Source organism: Sporosarcina sp. P33 (genome assembly GCF_002077155.1).
Classification (GTDB): domain Bacteria; phylum Bacillota; class Bacilli; order Bacillales_A; family Planococcaceae; genus Sporosarcina.
This window is the reverse complement of sequence record NZ_CP015027.1, coordinates 2,277,683-2,294,589: the sequence shown is the minus strand read 5'-3', so window position 1 is coordinate 2,294,589 and position 16,907 is coordinate 2,277,683. Positions and strand designations below refer to the sequence as shown.

The 16,907-nt window shown below is 49.0% G+C and carries 18 protein-coding genes; 3 read left to right on the top strand and 15 right to left on the bottom strand.

What is annotated here, in order from left to right:
- Nucleotides 1-83 precede the first annotated feature (83 nt).
- Together SporoP33_RS11430 and SporoP33_RS11425 are read right to left on the bottom strand one after the other, a co-directional pair.
- A protein-coding gene (locus SporoP33_RS11430) for an IS3 family transposase (RefSeq protein ID WP_099662801.1) occupies nt 84-1,249 on the bottom strand; the annotation gives its coding sequence in 2 pieces (ribosomal slippage) (nt 84-973 and nt 973-1,249; 1,167 coding nt in all).
- A 173-nt stretch (nt 1,250-1,422) separates the two neighbouring features.
- Complete coding sequence (locus SporoP33_RS11425; RefSeq protein WP_081243823.1) at nt 1,423-3,660, bottom strand: (Fe-S)-binding protein; 2,238 nt, start codon at nt 3,658-3,660, stop codon at nt 1,423-1,425.
- 391 nt (nt 3,661-4,051) lie between these two features.
- Here SporoP33_RS11425 and SporoP33_RS11420 point away from each other — a divergent pair, with 391 nt between their 5' ends.
- The gene (locus tag SporoP33_RS11420) at nt 4,052-5,251 is read left to right on the top strand and encodes an iron-containing alcohol dehydrogenase (RefSeq protein ID WP_081243822.1); all 1,200 of its coding nucleotides are present in this window, start codon (nt 4,052-4,054) and stop codon (nt 5,249-5,251) included.
- Between the two features lie 251 nt (nt 5,252-5,502).
- On the opposite strand, the gene SporoP33_RS11415 is transcribed toward SporoP33_RS11420, so the two are convergent.
- Together SporoP33_RS11415 and SporoP33_RS11410 are read right to left on the bottom strand one after the other, a co-directional pair.
- Nucleotides 5,503-6,399, bottom strand: a complete 897-nt coding sequence (locus SporoP33_RS11415) for an IS3 family transposase (protein WP_231293346.1) — start codon at nt 6,397-6,399, stop codon at nt 5,503-5,505.
- A gap of 11 nt (nt 6,400-6,410) precedes the next feature.
- Entirely contained in the window at nt 6,411-6,704 is a 294-nt protein-coding gene (locus tag SporoP33_RS11410; protein WP_081243820.1) for a transposase, read from the bottom strand.
- A 239-nt stretch (nt 6,705-6,943) separates the two neighbouring features.
- On the opposite strand from SporoP33_RS11410, the gene SporoP33_RS11405 reads away from it, so the two are divergent.
- Together SporoP33_RS11405 and SporoP33_RS11400 are read left to right on the top strand one after the other, a co-directional pair.
- Nucleotides 6,944-7,327, top strand: coding sequence for a hypothetical protein (locus SporoP33_RS11405; RefSeq protein WP_155961344.1), 384 nt, complete (start codon nt 6,944-6,946; stop codon nt 7,325-7,327).
- A 4-nt stretch (nt 7,328-7,331) separates the two neighbouring features.
- Complete coding sequence (locus SporoP33_RS11400; protein ID WP_081243818.1) at nt 7,332-7,565, top strand: hypothetical protein; 234 nt, start codon at nt 7,332-7,334, stop codon at nt 7,563-7,565.
- Nucleotides 7,566-7,718: 153 nt separating this feature from the next.
- Here SporoP33_RS11400 and SporoP33_RS11395 read toward each other — a convergent pair whose 3' ends face one another.
- Genes SporoP33_RS11395 through SporoP33_RS11345 form a run of 11 tightly spaced genes read right to left on the bottom strand, consistent with a single transcriptional unit; the run spans nt 7,719 to nt 16,802 of the window.
- Complete coding sequence (locus tag SporoP33_RS11395) at nt 7,719-8,300, bottom strand: cob(I)yrinic acid a,c-diamide adenosyltransferase (RefSeq protein ID WP_081243817.1); 582 nt, start codon at nt 8,298-8,300, stop codon at nt 7,719-7,721.
- Between the two features lies 1 nt (nt 8,301).
- Nucleotides 8,302-8,685, bottom strand: a complete 384-nt coding sequence (locus tag SporoP33_RS11390; protein WP_231293240.1) for a bifunctional adenosylcobinamide kinase/adenosylcobinamide-phosphate guanylyltransferase — start codon at nt 8,683-8,685, stop codon at nt 8,302-8,304.
- The gene (locus SporoP33_RS11385; RefSeq protein ID WP_081243816.1) at nt 8,637-9,230 is read right to left on the bottom strand and encodes a histidine phosphatase family protein; all 594 of its coding nucleotides are present in this window, start codon (nt 9,228-9,230) and stop codon (nt 8,637-8,639) included. The genes SporoP33_RS11390 and SporoP33_RS11385 overlap by 49 nt, the downstream gene beginning before the upstream one ends.
- Nucleotides 9,191-9,955, bottom strand: coding sequence for an adenosylcobinamide-GDP ribazoletransferase (locus SporoP33_RS11380; RefSeq protein WP_081243815.1), 765 nt, complete (start codon nt 9,953-9,955; stop codon nt 9,191-9,193). Before SporoP33_RS11380 ends, SporoP33_RS11385 begins: the two co-directional genes overlap by 40 nt.
- A gap of 12 nt (nt 9,956-9,967) precedes the next feature.
- Nucleotides 9,968-10,786 (bottom strand): cobyric acid synthase, encoded by an 819-nt coding sequence (locus SporoP33_RS11375; RefSeq protein ID WP_081243814.1) that lies wholly within the window; start codon nt 10,784-10,786, stop codon nt 9,968-9,970.
- Nucleotides 10,783-11,358 carry a bifunctional adenosylcobinamide kinase/adenosylcobinamide-phosphate guanylyltransferase gene (locus SporoP33_RS11370; RefSeq protein ID WP_081243813.1) on the bottom strand — a complete coding sequence of 192 codons (576 nt, stop codon included), beginning with the start codon at nt 11,356-11,358 and terminating at the stop codon, nt 10,783-10,785. Before SporoP33_RS11370 ends, SporoP33_RS11375 begins: the two co-directional genes overlap by 4 nt.
- Complete coding sequence (gene cobD / locus SporoP33_RS11365; protein WP_081243812.1) at nt 11,340-12,413, bottom strand: threonine-phosphate decarboxylase CobD; 1,074 nt, start codon at nt 12,411-12,413, stop codon at nt 11,340-11,342. Before cobD ends, SporoP33_RS11370 begins: the two co-directional genes overlap by 19 nt.
- Nucleotides 12,400-13,353, bottom strand: a complete 954-nt coding sequence (cbiB, locus tag SporoP33_RS11360) for an adenosylcobinamide-phosphate synthase CbiB (protein WP_081244844.1) — start codon at nt 13,351-13,353, stop codon at nt 12,400-12,402. Before cbiB ends, cobD begins: the two co-directional genes overlap by 14 nt.
- On the bottom strand, nt 13,353-14,825 hold the full coding sequence (locus tag SporoP33_RS11355) for an adenosylcobinamide amidohydrolase (protein ID WP_081243811.1): 1,473 nt from the start codon (nt 14,823-14,825) through the stop codon (nt 13,353-13,355). Before SporoP33_RS11355 ends, cbiB begins: the two co-directional genes overlap by 1 nt.
- Nucleotides 14,826-14,827: 2 nt before the next feature.
- Nucleotides 14,828-15,820, bottom strand: a complete 993-nt coding sequence (locus SporoP33_RS11350; RefSeq protein ID WP_081243810.1) for a FecCD family ABC transporter permease — start codon at nt 15,818-15,820, stop codon at nt 14,828-14,830.
- A complete protein-coding gene (locus SporoP33_RS11345; RefSeq protein ID WP_081243809.1) occupies nt 15,813-16,802 on the bottom strand; it encodes an ABC transporter substrate-binding protein in 990 nt (329 codons plus the stop codon). Before SporoP33_RS11345 ends, SporoP33_RS11350 begins: the two co-directional genes overlap by 8 nt.
- Between the last annotated feature and the right edge of the window lie 105 nt (nt 16,803-16,907).

The following is a 16,907-nucleotide window of genomic DNA, read 5'->3' as shown; positions in this document are numbered from 1 at the left end:
CGCTCGCTCGATATTCGCTAATAAGATAAGAGGGTACAAGTTAGACTGACCTAGCGATATGAGACACATATAAAACACCATGATTAGGCTGCTTTGACACCATATTTTATCGGTGTCAGGTAGCCTAATTTTTCTTGGATACGTTCTTCATTATAATAATTTAAATAGGCAATTACTCGTTCAACTACAATATTATTGCGTAATGAATTAAATTTAACGTATTGAAATTCTTCAGATTTCAGACTCGAATGAAATGATTCAATCACCGCATTGTCCCAACAGTTTCCTCGACGTGACATGCTGCCGATCAGGTCGTTATCCTTGATATAGGCTTGATACGCGTATGACGTATACACACTCCCTTGATCCGAATGTATAATCACTCCTGTGGGGTGGTTTCTCGCAGCTAGTGCCGCCTTTAATGTGTCAATTACGAGTGGTGTCTGTTGATGGTCGTATAATTTGTAAGCAACAATTTCATTATTGTATAAATCCATAATGGTTGAAAGATATTTTGTCGTACTACCATACTGGATATAGGTGATGTCGGTTACCCACTTCTGATTCGGTTCACTAGCTGTGAAATTACGTTTAAGAAGATCTGGGGCAATTATGATACTTTCCCCTTGAGATTTCCACTTTCGTTTAGGCTTGATACGACACTGTAAGTTATGCTTTTGCATGAGGCGTTGAACCGTATTGCGATTCAATTCTATGTTGTATTCCTGCTTTAGAAATGCTTTGATTTTTCTATGTCCATTCCGATATTTAGTGCGTTTACACAATTCTATAATAGCCTCCTCTTCCACTGAAAGAGACTTATCCGTTTCCTCCAGACGCCACCTATAGTAGGTAGCTCGTGGTACTCCTAATGCGGATAAAATGGCTGTTATTGTATACTTCTTTTTTAGTTTTTCCACAATCTGAAGAACTATTTCTTTCTCAATCTCCTTTCGATCTCCATGTACTTTTTTAGAATCTCATTCTCCATTTTTAAATGAGACATCTGTCGTTCTTTCTTGTCCGCTTCACTCGAAAGTTCTGGTCCATGACCGAAGGTATATTGTTTACCTATCGGTTGATCAAAACGATATATTTCATTTGCACGATACCATCTCATCCAGGTTTCAATCTGGGATTTATTTTTGACTCCGTGCTTCTCCATAATTTCTTTAGTTGTTAATTCCCCACTCAATTTATCTTTGACAACTGCCCATTTTACTTCGCTTGAATATACGTTTTTGCCCACGCAAAAACACCTCCGTTGTAAGTACTTTTTACAAGTGTACCACTTCGAAGGTGTTTTATATTGTCTCAAAAATTTAGGTTAGCCCAAAGTACCCTCTTAGTAAACTAGCATTCTTCTTGTCAGCGTTTTAGATATTCTAATTGTACGTTATTGCCGCGTTATTCGCAATAATTTTAATTCGATGTTTCGTCGCTGTTATTCAGTGCTTCATCCGCAGTTTCGGCAGTTTCAGCAGATGCGGCCAATTCAGGCACCGCGACGGAGACTTCAGGCTCCTCTGCGATTTCTGGTTCAGTTACTGTCTGTTCCTCTCCGAAAATGGAGCGCTCTAACAGTTCTGCGATGTCATATGTTCCGACTCCATCTTCCACTTCCACAGCCTTCGTTCCGTCAGACAGCATCGTTAAGCAGTACGGACAACCCGAGGAAATGATGCCGGGACTGACTTCAAGTGCCTGTTCTGTACGTGCTACGTTGACGCGCTGGCCTGCATCTTCTTCCATCCACATCATACCGCCGCCTGCGCCACAGCACATGCCGTCCTGGCGATTACGTTTCATTTCCACCAGCTGGACGCCCGGGATCGCTTTGAGAATTTCTCTTGGCTGATCATAGACATCGTTATAACGGCCCAGGTAACAGGAGTCGTGGAATGTGATCGTTTCATTGATCGCATGCTTTGGAACCAGTTTGCCTGCCATGACGAGTTCATACAACAGCTCCGTATGGTGTTTGACAATCGCCTGCAGTCCGAAATCCGGATATTCATTCTTGAAGATATTATATGCGTGCGGATCGATCGTGACAATTTTCGAAACGTTCGCTTTTTCAAACTCTGCAATATTGGCAGTCGCCAATTCTTGGAATAAGAACTCATTTCCGAGACGGCGCGGTGTATCACCCGAGTTTTTCTCTTTATTGCCGAGAATCGCGAAGCTTACGCCTGCTTCATTCAGCAAGTGTGCGAATGACAGCGCGATTTTCTGTGAGCGATTATCGAATGCACCCATGGAACCTACCCATAGTAAGTATTCGAAGTCTTCTCCAGCTTTTTTCGCTTCTTTCACTGTCGGGATGTGCAAGTCAGGACGCGCATCTCTCCAGTTTTCCTTCTCTTTTCGGTTAAGGCCCCACGGATTTCCCTGACGCTCGATGTTTGTCATCGCGCGCTGTGCATCCGCGTCCATCTTCCCTTCCGTCATAACAAGGTAACGGCGAAGGTCGATGATTTTGTCAACGTGTTCGTTCATGACAGGACATTGATCTTCACAGTTACGGCACGTCGTACATGCCCAGATTTCCTCTTCTGTGATGACATCGCCAATCAATGAAGGATTGTACAACTCATCAACTGTCACTCCTTCTGCCGCAGCAGCAAATGCCAGCTGATTCCCCTGTGTATTATTAAACATGAGTTGCGGCACCCAAGGTTTTTGCTTCGTCATGACAGCCCCTGTGTTTGTCAGATGATCACGCAATTTCGTAATCAGATCCATCGGTGACAGCATTTTCCCTGTTCCCGTTGCCGGACACATATTCGTACAGCGTCCGCATTCCACACAAGCATAGAAGTCGATCATTTGCGCCTGTGTAAAATCGGTAATTTTGCCCACACCAAGCGGCGGCATTTCCTCTTCGTCCTCAACTTCTTCAAGCGCTTCAAAATCGATAGGCTTCAGACGGCCTGCATGGTCGAGGCGATGGAAATAAACGTTGGCCGGACCTGCGATTAAGTGCGCGTGCTTGGATTGCGGCACATATACAAGGAACGTCAGAAGCGTCAGTAAGTGTACCCACCAGCCGACAAAGAAGATAGTGACGGCTGCGCCAGTCGGCAATCCGCTGAATACTGAAGCGATTATGGACGCCATCGGTTCTGTCCAAGTCGTCCCCTCATTATGCCAGATCATGTTCGCGCCGTTTGCAACGAGTGTGGAAAGCATCAGCAATCCGATGAAAATCAGGACCAGTCCGGATTTCCAGCCTCTTTTCAGACGAACAAGTTTTTCCATATAACGGCGGTAGAATGCCCACACTACCGCAACCAGAATGACGAATACGACAATCTCCTGGAAGAATGTGAATGCCGGATACAGCGGGCCAAGCGGCAAGTGCGATCCCGGCTTTAATCCTTTCCAGATAAGATCGATTGCACCAAATTGGACGAGCAGGAATCCGTAGAAGAACATCACGTGAATGGCCCCGCTCTTTTTATCTTTCAATAGTTTCTTTTGTCCGAATACGTAGACCCAGATTTTTCTGAGACGTTCTTTGACGTTGTTGTCAAATTCTTCTTTTCTACCAAGCCGAATGAATTCGTACCGGGTTTTCAGCAGATATAGAAATAGCCCGACGCCGTATACGACGACTGCTACAAATAATATCCAGTTTGCGATGAGTAGTATGTTCATCTCATTTTCCCCTTTCTTTTTTCTCCTGCAGTTCCCTTGTAAGAAATCGCTTACAATTTAATTCTATGTATAGTGTAATAATGAATGAGCATTCAGTCAACTGTTTTTTATGATTTTATTTTTCATTTTACAGCCGTTGAAGTCAGCAAGTATTGTCCAGCTTATGATTCGCGGATGTAAAAATTACCATGCGGAGACGATTTAATTTTACAAGCAAAACCAAGTTCTGTGCGGATTTTGTTGCGTCATCACCCCGTATCCGCTGCCGATGATCGGGATTGCCTGGCCTGCCATGCCCCTTTCGTTTTATTATATACCATATTAGCAGACTTCTGAATATTATGTTAACATTTCCGTAATATTACGCGAGCACGGGAAAGGAGTTTTGGTTATGTATCGGTTATATGCGCGGCTGTTTCAGAAAAGTTTTAAGGCGGGAATGAATTTTCTGCCTTGGCGGGAGCCCGAACTGCTGCAAGGGCTGGGGAGTCTGGAAGGCCTAGCCGGAAAAGTAAAAAGTTTAGGGATTGGCAGTGTCCTGATTGTGACAGACCGCGATATCGCGAAGCTCGGTCTGATGGATGTATTGCTGGTCGGGCTGAATTCACTTGGCATCAACTATCTGGTCTATGACAAAACGGTGCCGAACCCGACCATTCACAATATCGAGGAAGCGCGCAGTCTGTATCTCGCGAATGAATGCGAAGCGCTGATTGCGTTTGGCGGAGGTTCTCCGATCGACTGTGCAAAAGCGGTCGGTGCCCGGATTGCAAGGCCACAGAAAAAGATTCCTCAATTGAAAGGCCAGCTGCATGTCCGCAGACGGATCCCTGTGCTTTTTGCGGTGCCGACGACTGCGGGCACCGGCAGTGAAGCGACGCTCGCAGCGGTAGTGACGAACAGTGAGACGCATGAAAAATATGCGATTAATGATACGTCGCTGATTCCCCATTACGCTGTCCTTGATCCCTTGCTGACCGTGAAACTGCCGAAAGCGATAACCGCGGCAACTGGCATGGATGCGCTGACGCACGCAGTGGAAGCGTATATCGGCAGAAGCAATACGAAGGAAACGCGGGAAGACAGCCGCGAAGCCGTGCAGCTCGTGTTCACGAATTTATTCGAAGCTTACCGCAATGGAGGGAATTTATCGTCGCGGGCGAATATGCAGCGGGCTTCCTATCTGGCCGGCAAAGCATTCACACGCGCCTATGTAGGAAATGTGCACGCCATCGCACACACGCTCGGCGGGTTTTATCAAATGCCGCACGGACTCGCGAATGCGATTATTTTACCGCATGTACTGGAATACTATGGCGAATGTGTATACGAACCCCTTTCCGAGCTGGCGGATTTGATCGGAATCACCAGCCGTACTGACACGAAGCGGATGAAGGCAGAGAAATTCATCAGTGAAATTCGGGCACTGAACCGCGCGATGAATATTCCTGACCGGGTGAACGGGATTGTTCAGGAGGATATTCCGCTGATGGTGAAGCGGGCATCGGCGGAAGCGAATCCGCTGTATCCCGTGCCGAAGATTTTAAGCAGAAAAGAATTTTCGGAGCTGTATGATGTAATTCGGGTGTGATGATTGAGCGGTTGAGCGGGGTGGGATGAGCGGTTGTCTCGGGAGTATGGGCGGTTGGCCGGGGGCTATGAGCGGTTGACTCGGGGGTTTGAGCGGTTGACTCGGGAGTATGAGCGCTTGTGGAGTTATGTCAATAAACGTACACTCAATATTGAGCGCTTTTTACTCTCCAACCACTACCGCGCTTCGCTTGGTCGGACAGTGAAAGAGAATGATTCCTTTGGAATAATTCTCTTTCACCGTCAATCTGGTCACAAAACAAGCGACTCTTCTGCTCTATTTTTCTGATCGCGCTCACGTTCTTGCAGCTCAAATTCAATGGGTGACAGATATCCCAATTTTGAATGCCTTCTTCGCAAATTGTAGAACCCGTCAATGTACGAGATAATCTCTTGCTTGGCTTGTTCGCGCCCGATCTTGCCCCAGCGGTAAATCAATTCCTTCTTAGTGGTTGCGTGGAATGACTCGATACAGGCATTGTCATATGGATCTGCTTTCCTGCTCATACTGATTTGCGCGTTATGCTCCTCAAGGAGCGGGATATACTCTTTTGAACAGTACTGGCTTCCTCTGTCCGAATGATGCAGAAAACCTTTTGGCGGCTGTCTGCAGACCAACGCCTTCTGTAACGCTGAGACCACCAGCTCAGCTTTCAATGACTCTCCTAGACTGTAGCCTACAATACGGCGTGAATACAGGTCCATTACACTCGCCAAATACAACCAGCCGTCCAGCGTGTAAATATACGTGATGTCCGTCACCCACACGGTATTTATCACTTCTACATTGAATTGACGATTCAGTAAATTAGGGTAAATCGGTTGCCCGTGGTCGGAGTCCGTCGTGTTCACAAACCGTTTAGGAAATTTTGCTGAATAGCCCATTTCACGCATTAAAGAAGCGACATAGCTCTCGCTCAGCGTATATCCCAACGCCAATAAATCTCCATGGATCCGAGGACTGCCGTAAATACCGTGGCTTTGATGGTAAGAGATTGAAATATCCTGTTTCACCGCTTCTCTATACTCCTGCCGCTCCTGCCATTCCTTGGTCAGCGGTCGCCGTCTCCACTCATAATAGCCACTTCGAGAGACACCCAGTACCCTGCACATCTTCGTCACGCAGTACACGCCTTGATGCTTTTCAATAAACTCGTACTTTACGCCTGGTCTTTCGCGAAGACATGCATAGCCTTTTTTAAGATTTCATTTTCCTCCTGCAGATCCTTCATAGCTTTTTCGGCTTCCCTTAGCTTCTTTTCCATGTCGGAAAACGTTTCTAAACCTTCTTCTTTATACTGATCTTTCAACTCTTTCCGATAAGTTGCCGCCCAGCGTCTAATTGTACTGACAGGTACGCCGGTTTCGTAAGAAAGCTCCGTGGTTTTTCTGCCTTCTTCCACTACCAACTTACTGAGATACCGTTTGTATTCTGGTGAGCGATGTTTTTTCATGCCGTACACGTCCTTTTCTAAGTTAGGTTCACTATAACAATAATGAGAGCCTTGTGTACGTTTTTTACAATAACATCAGTTGGCCGGACTTTATGATCGCTTGGCCAGGGGGTATGGGCGCTTGACCCGGGAGTATGAGCGGTTGGCCGGACTTTATGATCGCTTGGCCAAGGGGTTTGAGCGGTTGACTCGGGAGTATGAGCGCTTGGCCGGACTTTATGATCGCTTGGCCAAGGGGGATGATCGGTTGGCCAGGGGGGTATGATCGCTTGGCCAATGGCTATGAGCGCTTGACTCGGGAGTATGAGCGCTTGGCCGGACTTTATGATCGCTTAGCCAGGGGGTTTGAGCGGTTGGCCGGACTTTATGATCGCTTGGCCAGGGGGTATGAGCGCTTGACCCGGGAGTATGAGCACTTGGCCGGACTTTATGATCGCTTAGCCAGGGGGTTTGAGCGGTTGACTCGGGAGTATGAGCGCTTGACCGGACTTTATGATCACTTAGCCAGGGGGTATGAGCGGTTGGCCGGACTTTATGATCGCTTGGCCAGGGGGTATGAGCGCTTGACCCGGGAGTATGAGCACTTGGCCGGACTTTATGATCGCTTGGCCGGGGGGGTATGAGCGGTTGACCCGGGAGTATGAGCGGTTGGCCGGACTTTATGATCGCTTGGCCAGGGGGTATGAGCGCTTGACCCGGGAGTATGAGCGGTTGGCCGGACTTTATGATCGCTTGGCCAAGGGGTTTGAGCGGTTGACTCGGGAGTATGAGCGGTTGACCGGACTTTATGATCACTTAGCCAGGGGGTATGAGCGCTTGACCGGACTCTATGAGCGCTTGGCCAGATGTATGAGCGCTTGACCCAGATGTATGAGCGCTTAGCCCAACTCTTTGATCACTTAACCTAGGCATATAAGCAACCCCCTCCCGCATACTACTGCTCACCCAAAATCTATCAACGCAAGACTATTGAAGAGGCCGGGGATATTCCCCTCGGCCTCTGTCTGTTGTGATTCACTTGTCTTTTTTGTCGTTCGTGCGGAATACTTTTGCGCTGCGGACGTATTCATTGTCGGGAATCCCGAGGCGCGCGTTGACGATGCGTGCTGCTACGAATAAGTAGTCCGATAAGCGGTTTAAGTATCGGCCCACCACCGGTGATACGTCGTCGGCTGCGTTCATCAGTGTTACTGTAACGCGTTCAGCGCGGCGTGTGACGGTGCGTGCGATGTGTAAAGTCGCAGCGGCAGGTGAACCGCCCGGGAGGATGAACCGTTCCAATTCGGGGGCTTCTTCCATTAATTTGTCAATCCGCTGTTCCAGAACGGTTATAGGCTCTTCATCCAGCTTATAGTGACGCTCTTTCATGACGTTTGCCAAGTCGCCGCCGCCGTCAAATAATTCATTTTGAATGGTTTCGAGGTCAGTCAGGATATCTGCAAACTTTTCTTTTTCCAGCTCTGTCATTGCTTTGCCGATGAATGAATTCAGTTCATCGATTGTGCCGTACGCTTCTACGCGCAAGTCATCTTTCGCCACGCGCCCGCCGATCAAACTGGTTGTGCCTTTATCGCCTGTCTTTGTGTAGATTTTCAATTCACTTCACTCCTTTTATTGTGTGGGGAATGCCATACCAAATTCTCGTAACGCCTGTCGCCTCAGCAAATAATTGCTGATACAGACGGCCGCACCGGTCGCGCAGTTCACGCTGTCCGGCATCTAATGGGACGATGCCGCGGCCGATCTCTGTCAAAATGAAAACCGTGTCAGGGCCGCTGACATCACGCACGGCCTGACTTGCTTCTGTTTCGGTCAATGCAGTATTCATCAGCCATTCATGCAAACCCGTAATGACAAGACATTCGCCGGGAGCTGCGGATGCTGTTGTCTCCATTGTACAGAAACATGCAGCCGTATCGCCAACCCAACGTCTTACATAGTCCGTTTTGCCGTTATAGGCACCTCCGATAAAGACGTGCATCGCTTCCCCTCCTTCATTTCCTGCTCGTCTGCCCATTCGAGCTGCCAGATCGAGCCGTTCGGTACGTTCCACTCCCAAAATGACCGGCTGAGCGGAGCGAATGTATCCAGCACTACGCGGATCACGCCGCCGTGCGTCACCGCCACTGCTTCATTCGGCAGTTCGGACAGCGCGTTTAGCACACGGGCTTTCACTTGTTTGAGCGTTTCCCCGTTGCGCGGCGGTACGTGCCACGGATCATCCAGCCAGTTTCGATAGTCTGGGTCATGTTGTAATTGCTCATATGTCTGCCCTTCAAAATCCCCGAAGCTGCACTCGCGTAAACGAGCATCCGCCGTGTACTCTGCCTGCGGAAAATAAATCGAAGCGGTCTGGCGTGTTCTGCTCAGATCACTGCCGAACACATGGCGGACAGCAACCGGGAATTCAACAGCCTCTCCATCAGCAGATGCGAGCTCACTATCCGTCCAGCCGCAATATTGCCTGCTTTCATTCGCAGCCGTCTTTAAATGCCGAACGAGAAATAAACGATAAGGACGAGCCATAGCAGCACCTCCATTCCTTCAATAAATGCACCGCACAGATCTCCCGTGGCGCCGCCGAAATGTTTGACGGTCCACCGTTTATAGAGCCAGACAGACAAAGTCATGACGAGCAGCATGACAGGAATGAGAAGAAATGACTGATAGTACACGCTTACAAAAATGATTGTCACTGCACTGACAGCAAATGAAGCGAACAGCATAGGCCCCCGCAGAAAGTTCTGTTGAAAGAAATGCGCAATTCCGCTTGATTTCGCTGTTTTTGTCCGTGTGAAGTAGACGACTAGCGCAGCGCGTGATAAAACCGGTACCGCAACGAGTAATACCCAGCCATTTGCCAGCTGAAGAATCTCCATAAAAATACCGATTTTCAGGCCAAGCAAAATGAGCAAGGACAAGGTGCCGAATGCGCCGAGCTGCGGATCTCCCATAATCTTCAAACGTTTTTCCCGGTCCTGATAAGAAAAGAATGCATCACCGAGATCTGCAAAACCGTCCGCATGCAGGCCGCCTGTTGCGATGAGTCCTGTCAGCAAAATAAGTACCGCTGCAAGAAAGCTGTTGAAATCGCCCGTGATATACGCAGCGCCCGCCAGCAGCAAACCGATTCCGCCGCCTGCGAACGGCAGCGCGATGTACATGCCGGACACTTCTTTCTTCCCGAGCGGCAGTTCTTTATTGACAGGAAAAGACGTGAAAAACTGGAGCGCTAATAAAATGCTATTCATCTTCCCGCCCCTTTACGCCAAAATGGATTGAATCAACGGCCAGTTGATATGCTTTTTCACATGGTCTGCCCATTGTTCATAGACATCAACCCCAGCCGCCGCGGGCTGTGTTCTGCGGTCCATGTCTTCTTCCGGAATTCCGTGGTTCTCCAGCACCGGAATGACACCTGCGACCGGGATGCCTGTGTATTGTTCAATGAATGCGACACCTTCTTCAAAATACGAAGCATCGCCGTAAAATTTATTGATAATTATTGCTTTGACGCGGCTGCGCCTCTCTTCTGACAGCAGCTGCAGCGTACCAATGACCGATGCGAACGCGCCGCCTTTTGAAATATCTGACACGAGCAGGACAGGCACATCGGCTAATTCCGCCACACGCATATTTGTCAGTTCACGGTCCATCAGATTGACTTCCGCGGTACTCCCCGCCCCTTCCATAATGAGCGCATCGTACTGATTGGACAGATAATTAAGCGCCTGCCGAATGGCATCGAATCCCTTATCGAACCACTTTTCACGAAATACGTGCCCGTCTGTCCCGCCTGCCGGAATACCCATGAATAATACGTCAGCCTGTAAATTCGCTCCAGGTTTCATTAAAATGGGGTTCATTTCGGCAACCGGTTCTGTTCGCGCGGCTTCTGCCTGCTGCAGCTGCGACCGGCTGATTTCACGGCCGTCCGGCAATGTTTCGGTGAAGCCTGACATGTTTTGCGATTTAAAAGGTGCTACATGGACACCTTCATTCGCAAGCAGCCTGCATAACGCGGTGCAGATCATCGTTTTGCCGACGTCTGACGCAGTGCCGACAACCATTAAACCTTTCATAATAGAGGCGCCCCTTTCCAGACAATCGGAATGCCATGATCCATTTCGATGGCTGTGTCCGCTATTTCTACGATGTTTTGATGCAGCCTGCCGATTGTCTGCCGGTACAGCTCGGTCTCCTCTTCGTACTGCGGCCATTCGTCGAGTACTTCATTGGAAACAATTACGAGTTGGCTGACAATTTCTTTCATTTGTCTGATGGTATGTAATAAGCGCTGCTGCTTCTGCTCCAGACACCCCGGGCGGTGCACACAGGGGCGGCCTTCTTCAAATCCTTCGTACAGCTCATTTGCCAGCCACGTTGTCAGACAATCCCATAGCACAAGGTCACCGGAACGCAGTAACGGCAGAACTTCATGAAGATTTACGGGCTGCTCGATCGTCTGCCAGTTTGCATGGCGGCGGTCTTCCTTGTGCTTGTCGATCCTTTGTTTCATCTCCGCATCGGTCGCTTTACCGGATGCGATATAGACGAGGCGGCCAGCTGCCTGATTAACGAGCAGATGCTCCGCGTAGGCACTTTTCCCGCTTCGCACCCCGCCGCTGATAAATGTCAGTGTTCCTTGAACCAAGTCTCCATCGCCTCCCGCAGCCTTTTCATCATCGTTTCGGATTTCATTCCAATTCGCAGCCAGCGTCCGTCCATGCCCTTGAAGTTTTCAGAGTGGCGCAAGATCATTCCTTGGGCCAATAACTCCCGGTACAGCAGATTGGCGTCGCATATTGGTTTCATGACCAAATAATTAGCGGCGGAATCAATCACTTCACAGCCGTGCGAATGTAAAAACTCCTTCATCTTCAGACGCTCTTGCCTTGCATGCTCGATTGCCTGGCGCCGATATGCCTCTTCCTGCAGACACAGCACACCGATTTCCGCAGCGATTCCATTGACATGCCAATGAGAGGCTCGGCGTTTTAAGGCTTCAATCCGTCTGGGATGTGCAATTAAATAACCTAACCGAATGCCGGGAATTGCATACATTTTCGTCATCGAGCGGACGACCATCAGGCGGGGACAGCTTGCGGCGTACCTGATAAATGAGCGGTTTTCATCCACAAAGTCAATGAAAGCTTCGTCAAGCACGATATCTGTCTCACTCTGTTCAGCTGCCTTGATGATCGTCCATAATACGTCTGTTGACGGCAGCAGCCCCGTCGGATTATTCGGCGTGCACAAATAAATTGCATCTGCTTCCGGCAGCGCTTTCAGAATCTGCTCCATGGGCAGCTGGAAATGATCAGCTTCGACAGCCTGAAGCTGCACCACTTCTGCCCCGTTCGCTTCCAGCGTAGCCCTATATTCAGAAAAAGTCGGATTGATTACGATGACACGTTTGCCTTCATAGCGTCCTGCGAGCAGCGACAGTATTTCGGCCGCCCCGTTGCCGACGAGAACCTGTTGCTCTTCTGTATGATGATAGGCGGCAATGGCGGATAAAAATGGCTGCCCGTCCGGATCAGGATATCCGGCAAGTGTTGCCAGCAAGTCAGGCCACGCGTCCGCTACAGATGGCGGAGGTCCTGCGGGATTGCAGTTCTCGCTGAAATCGAGAACGTGATCGGGCATCGGGATATTCAACGACGCATACAGTCTTTTACTGTTTGCGCCGTGTTCAGGTAATTGCATAGAAAACGACTCCTATCACTGTGCACAGCAGCCAGAAAATCCACGACACAACTTGCATCTGATGGATTGTTGAGCGTATGTGCCGCATATTAGCGACGACTGGCGGTCCAAGCACTGCTCTTTCCGACAGGATGCCGCGATACGTACTGCTTCCGCCCAATTGAATATTCAGCTGCCAGGCCGTCGCTGCTTCGAGATAGCCGCTGTTCGGGCTCATATGCCGTTTCGCATCGCGCAGCCAGCCGCTGATCCGCTGTTTTACAGGGCGTCCGCCTTCATTCGGTGTACACAGTATAATGAGTACACCGGTAATTCGGGAAGGAATCCAGTTGAACAGATCATCCATGCGTGCAGATATTTTTCCAAACTCCCGGTAACGATCATCTTTGTAGCCGATCATCGAATCCAGCGTGTTGACTGCTTTGTAAAGCCACAGACCGGGTGCGCCGAGCAAGAACGCCCAGAATAACGGCGCGGTAATTCCATCCGAAGTGTTTTCCGAGACGGTTTCTATCGCCGCACGGGAAATCGCACTTTCATCCAGTTTTTCCGTATCCCGGCCGACAATCCAGCTCAATTTCTCCCGCGCTTCTTTTATATCTCCCGACTGCAGCGGCTCATAGACGAGAAGGGCTGCGTCACGAAGACTTTTTTGTGCCAGTCCGGCTGCGATCAGCAAAGCTTCAGCCGTAATGCCCGCGAATATATTCAAGCGGTAGGCGATACTGATGAACCAAATGACAAGAACGAATGTCCCTATGCAAATGAGCAGCCACAGAACTCCGCCTTTCACCGTGCGCATGCGGCCTTTATTCAGCAGTTTCGTCAAATTGCCGATTGTCGTCCCTAACCACTTGACGGGATGCGGCCAATTCGGCGGATCACCAATGAGCCGGTCAAGCACCATGCCAATCGCAATGGCAATTATATGTGCAGGAATCATTGCCTTCCCCCTGTTGCCGCCCGATATGAATGAATAGCCCGTACGGTGCAGTCATAGACACCTTTACCAATCAGTTTTCCAGGCTGTGTTATCGGTCCGGCATACGGCAGCTTCGTTCCCTGCTGTGTGGATGCAATGAGCAGACTGTCTGTCGAAGTGCCTGTCGCAACCGTTCCTGATTCGGGATCTTTCACTTGCTCGTCCGCCAAAGCTTTCGTTTTCGCTTCTGTCGCCGTAACAAGTGCCTGAACGAACGCTTCATCGCTCAATACTCCGTTGATGAACACCCATGTATTAATCGTTCCTATATAAGAAATATCTTCGCGCTGCCACGCCTTGGAAACATCCACCGCATTTCCGACACCGGCTGTTACTACGACGACAATCGAGCCGAAGTCCGCTTCATATTCATGCACTTCGACGTGCTCCGGACTGACCGCAGTCATCATCGCGACTGTATCTGTCAAATGATACCCATGCGAACGCAAAAACGCCGTGTTCTCCCTTTGCACGTCATCAATCATGTAATCCGCAGGCACACCGCGGTTCACAAATGTCCGGTACCAGCCAACGCCTGCATTATGAACGGCAGATGAAATAGTTTTTAGCGGCTGGCTTGATTGCAGCAGCACATGGTCTTCCTGTACAGTCACATCTGCTTTAGTCACGAAGAATCGCTGCTCTTCCTCCTGCAATTTCGGCAATATCGTCATTTGCGGCTTCGGCATTTCAGGATGGGGCTGCGTTTTTACTCGCGCATGGTAGACAGAATGAATTTCCTGTTCAAGGACCACATCCTGAGGCACGCCAATCGCCGACACTTCCCCGCCCTTCATCAGCAGCAGGCGGTCACAATAGAGCGCCGCAAGATTAATATCATGAAATACCGAGATGACTGTGATGCCCTTCTGTCTCGCCTGATTACGGATGGTATCAAGCAATTGCTGCTGATGGGCGATGTCCAAATGATTCGTCGGCTCATCCAGCAACAGCACGGGGGCTTGCTGTGCCAGTGCCTGCGCAACGAACACCCGCTGCTGCTCACCTCCTGACAACAGTTCAATTGCGGTATCTGAATAGCGTGTCACGCCTGTATGATCCATCGCTTCCTGAACCGCTTGCTCATCCAATTCAGACCAGCTGGAGAAAATTCCCGACTGATACGGGTAGCGGCCGAGTGCCACCGTGTCTTTCACCGAATGGGAGAAAGCATGTGCATGAAGCTGCGGCAACACTGCGACTTGCTGTGCGAACTGTTTTTGAGAATACGCACCGGACGGTTTTCCGGCAATCATCACCTTGCCGCTTTGTTTCGGCAAAATACCTGAAATGATTTTCAATAAAGTAGACTTCCCGCTGCCATTTGGCCCTAAAATCCCGAGAACTTCTCCTTTTTCCACGTGGAACGACACATTTCGCACAATCGGTTCTTTGCCGTAGCCCCCCGATAAGTTTTCTACTTGCAACATAATTACATCGCTCCTTTTCTGCGCTGCTTGTAAAAGATATAGGCAAACACCGGAGCGCCAATGAATGCCGTAATGACACCGACCGGTAACTCAGCCGGCGAAATAACCGTCCGCGCTACCAGATCACAAATGATTAAAAGCGAAGCGCCGTTGAATAATGACAGCGGCAGCACGTGACGGTGATCCGACCCCCACAGCATGCGCGTCATATGCGGCACGACCAGTCCGACAAAGCCGATAGTTCCGGACACCGCAACTGCAGAGCCTGTCAATACCGAGCCGCCGAGCAGAATCATCAATTTGCGCTGTTTTACATTAACGCCAAGATGATGCGCACGCTCTTCGCCGAATAATAACGCGTTCAATTCCCTGCGGTTGAGCCACAAAATAAACGAGCCGGCAATGAAAAACGGCAATACCATCGTAATATATTTCCAGCCCCTCATCGACACGCTGCCAAGCAGCCAGCCGACAATCTGACGAAGCTCTTCCTGTGTCAGCGCAATCATCAGAGAGAGTACCGATCCAAGAAACGATCCAAAAATGATCCCCGTTAAAATAATGGTTTCCATTTTCATTGACCGGTCAATCATCCGGGCAAAGCCGATCACAAGGAACATGGTGACTGCTGCACCGATCATACTGAAAACAGGTAAAGTAAACGTGCCCAAAACCGGTAAGGATATACCAAAAAAGAGTGTAATCACAGCGCCTACAGAGGCACCGGACGACACTCCGAGGGTATATGGATCCGCTAATGGATTTTTCAGCAGCCCTTGAAACGCAGCTCCTGAAATGGCCAATGACGCGCCAACGATTCCCGCCAGCAGTACGCGAGGCATACGGATTTTCCACAAAATATTGCTGGCGGTCGCATCCGTTTGATTCCATAGCGTCTCTATTGGTATTTTCACCGTGCCGATCGATACACCGAGCCAGATTGCCACAAGAAGTGTGGCAATCGACACGGCATAGGCGACAGCTGTTTTACTCACCGAATACCTCTGGATAGACTGCTTTCGCAAAAGCTTCTAATCCGTCAGCCAGACGTGGGCCTGTCCGGCTTGTAATATCTTCATCCAGTTGAATAACCCGATCTTCTTTAACTGCAGTGACTGTGTCAAATCCGTCGCGTGTTTTAATATTTTCCACAACGTTCGGGATATAGCTGTAGATTGCCAGAATCACGTCTGGGCTTTCATCCACAATCGTTTCCGGACTGATCATAATCCAGCCTTCTTCTGTCACAATATTTTCTGCATTAATCATATCTAGGAATTGCTGCGGGAATGTCCCTTTACCTGGAGCATAAATTTCTGGTGCATCGGAGTTTTCAACAAACACACGCTTTTTGTCTGTAATGTCTGCTGCTTTCTTTTTGATGTCTTCCACTTTTGCTTTCATATCTTCCACGACTTGATTGGCTTCTGCATTTTTATCCATTACTTTACCGATCGTTTCAATCGTTTCATATGTTTCTTCAAATGTTTTTGCGTTCTGTATAACAATTACCGGAATGCCTGCTTCACGGACTTGGTTCAATCCTTCTTCGTTTGATCCCATCATCATTTCATTTGCAAATACTGCATCCGGCTCCAATGAAATAACTTTTTCCACGTTGACTGTGAAGTCCCCTACTGTATCCAGCTTCGTCGCTTCTTCTGGATATGTATCGTTTTCTGTTACAGCAATTACTTTATCGCCGGCATCGATGCCAAACAGAATTTCCGTATTGCTTGGCAGTAATGAAATAACTGTTTCCGGTGCTTTTTCAAATGTAATTTCTTCACCAACAGCGTCCTTCAATGTATATGGATAACTGGTGTTATCTGCAGACGCTTCCGAGTCTGTATTTGTTTCTTCGCCAGCCTGATTTTCATCTGCCGGTTTTTCCTCTTTTGTACTGTCGTTTCCACACGCCGCAAGCAGTAATACCGCAAGCATCGCTGTAAGCAACAGCTGCCAAAACTTCTTCATTTGTATTCCTCCTCTGAAATGGGTAATGCATTACGCTGGCCGCAGACACGAAAAAATCCTTCGACAGTTTCGAAGGATCAGGCGGAATGAAATCAAGTGATTTCG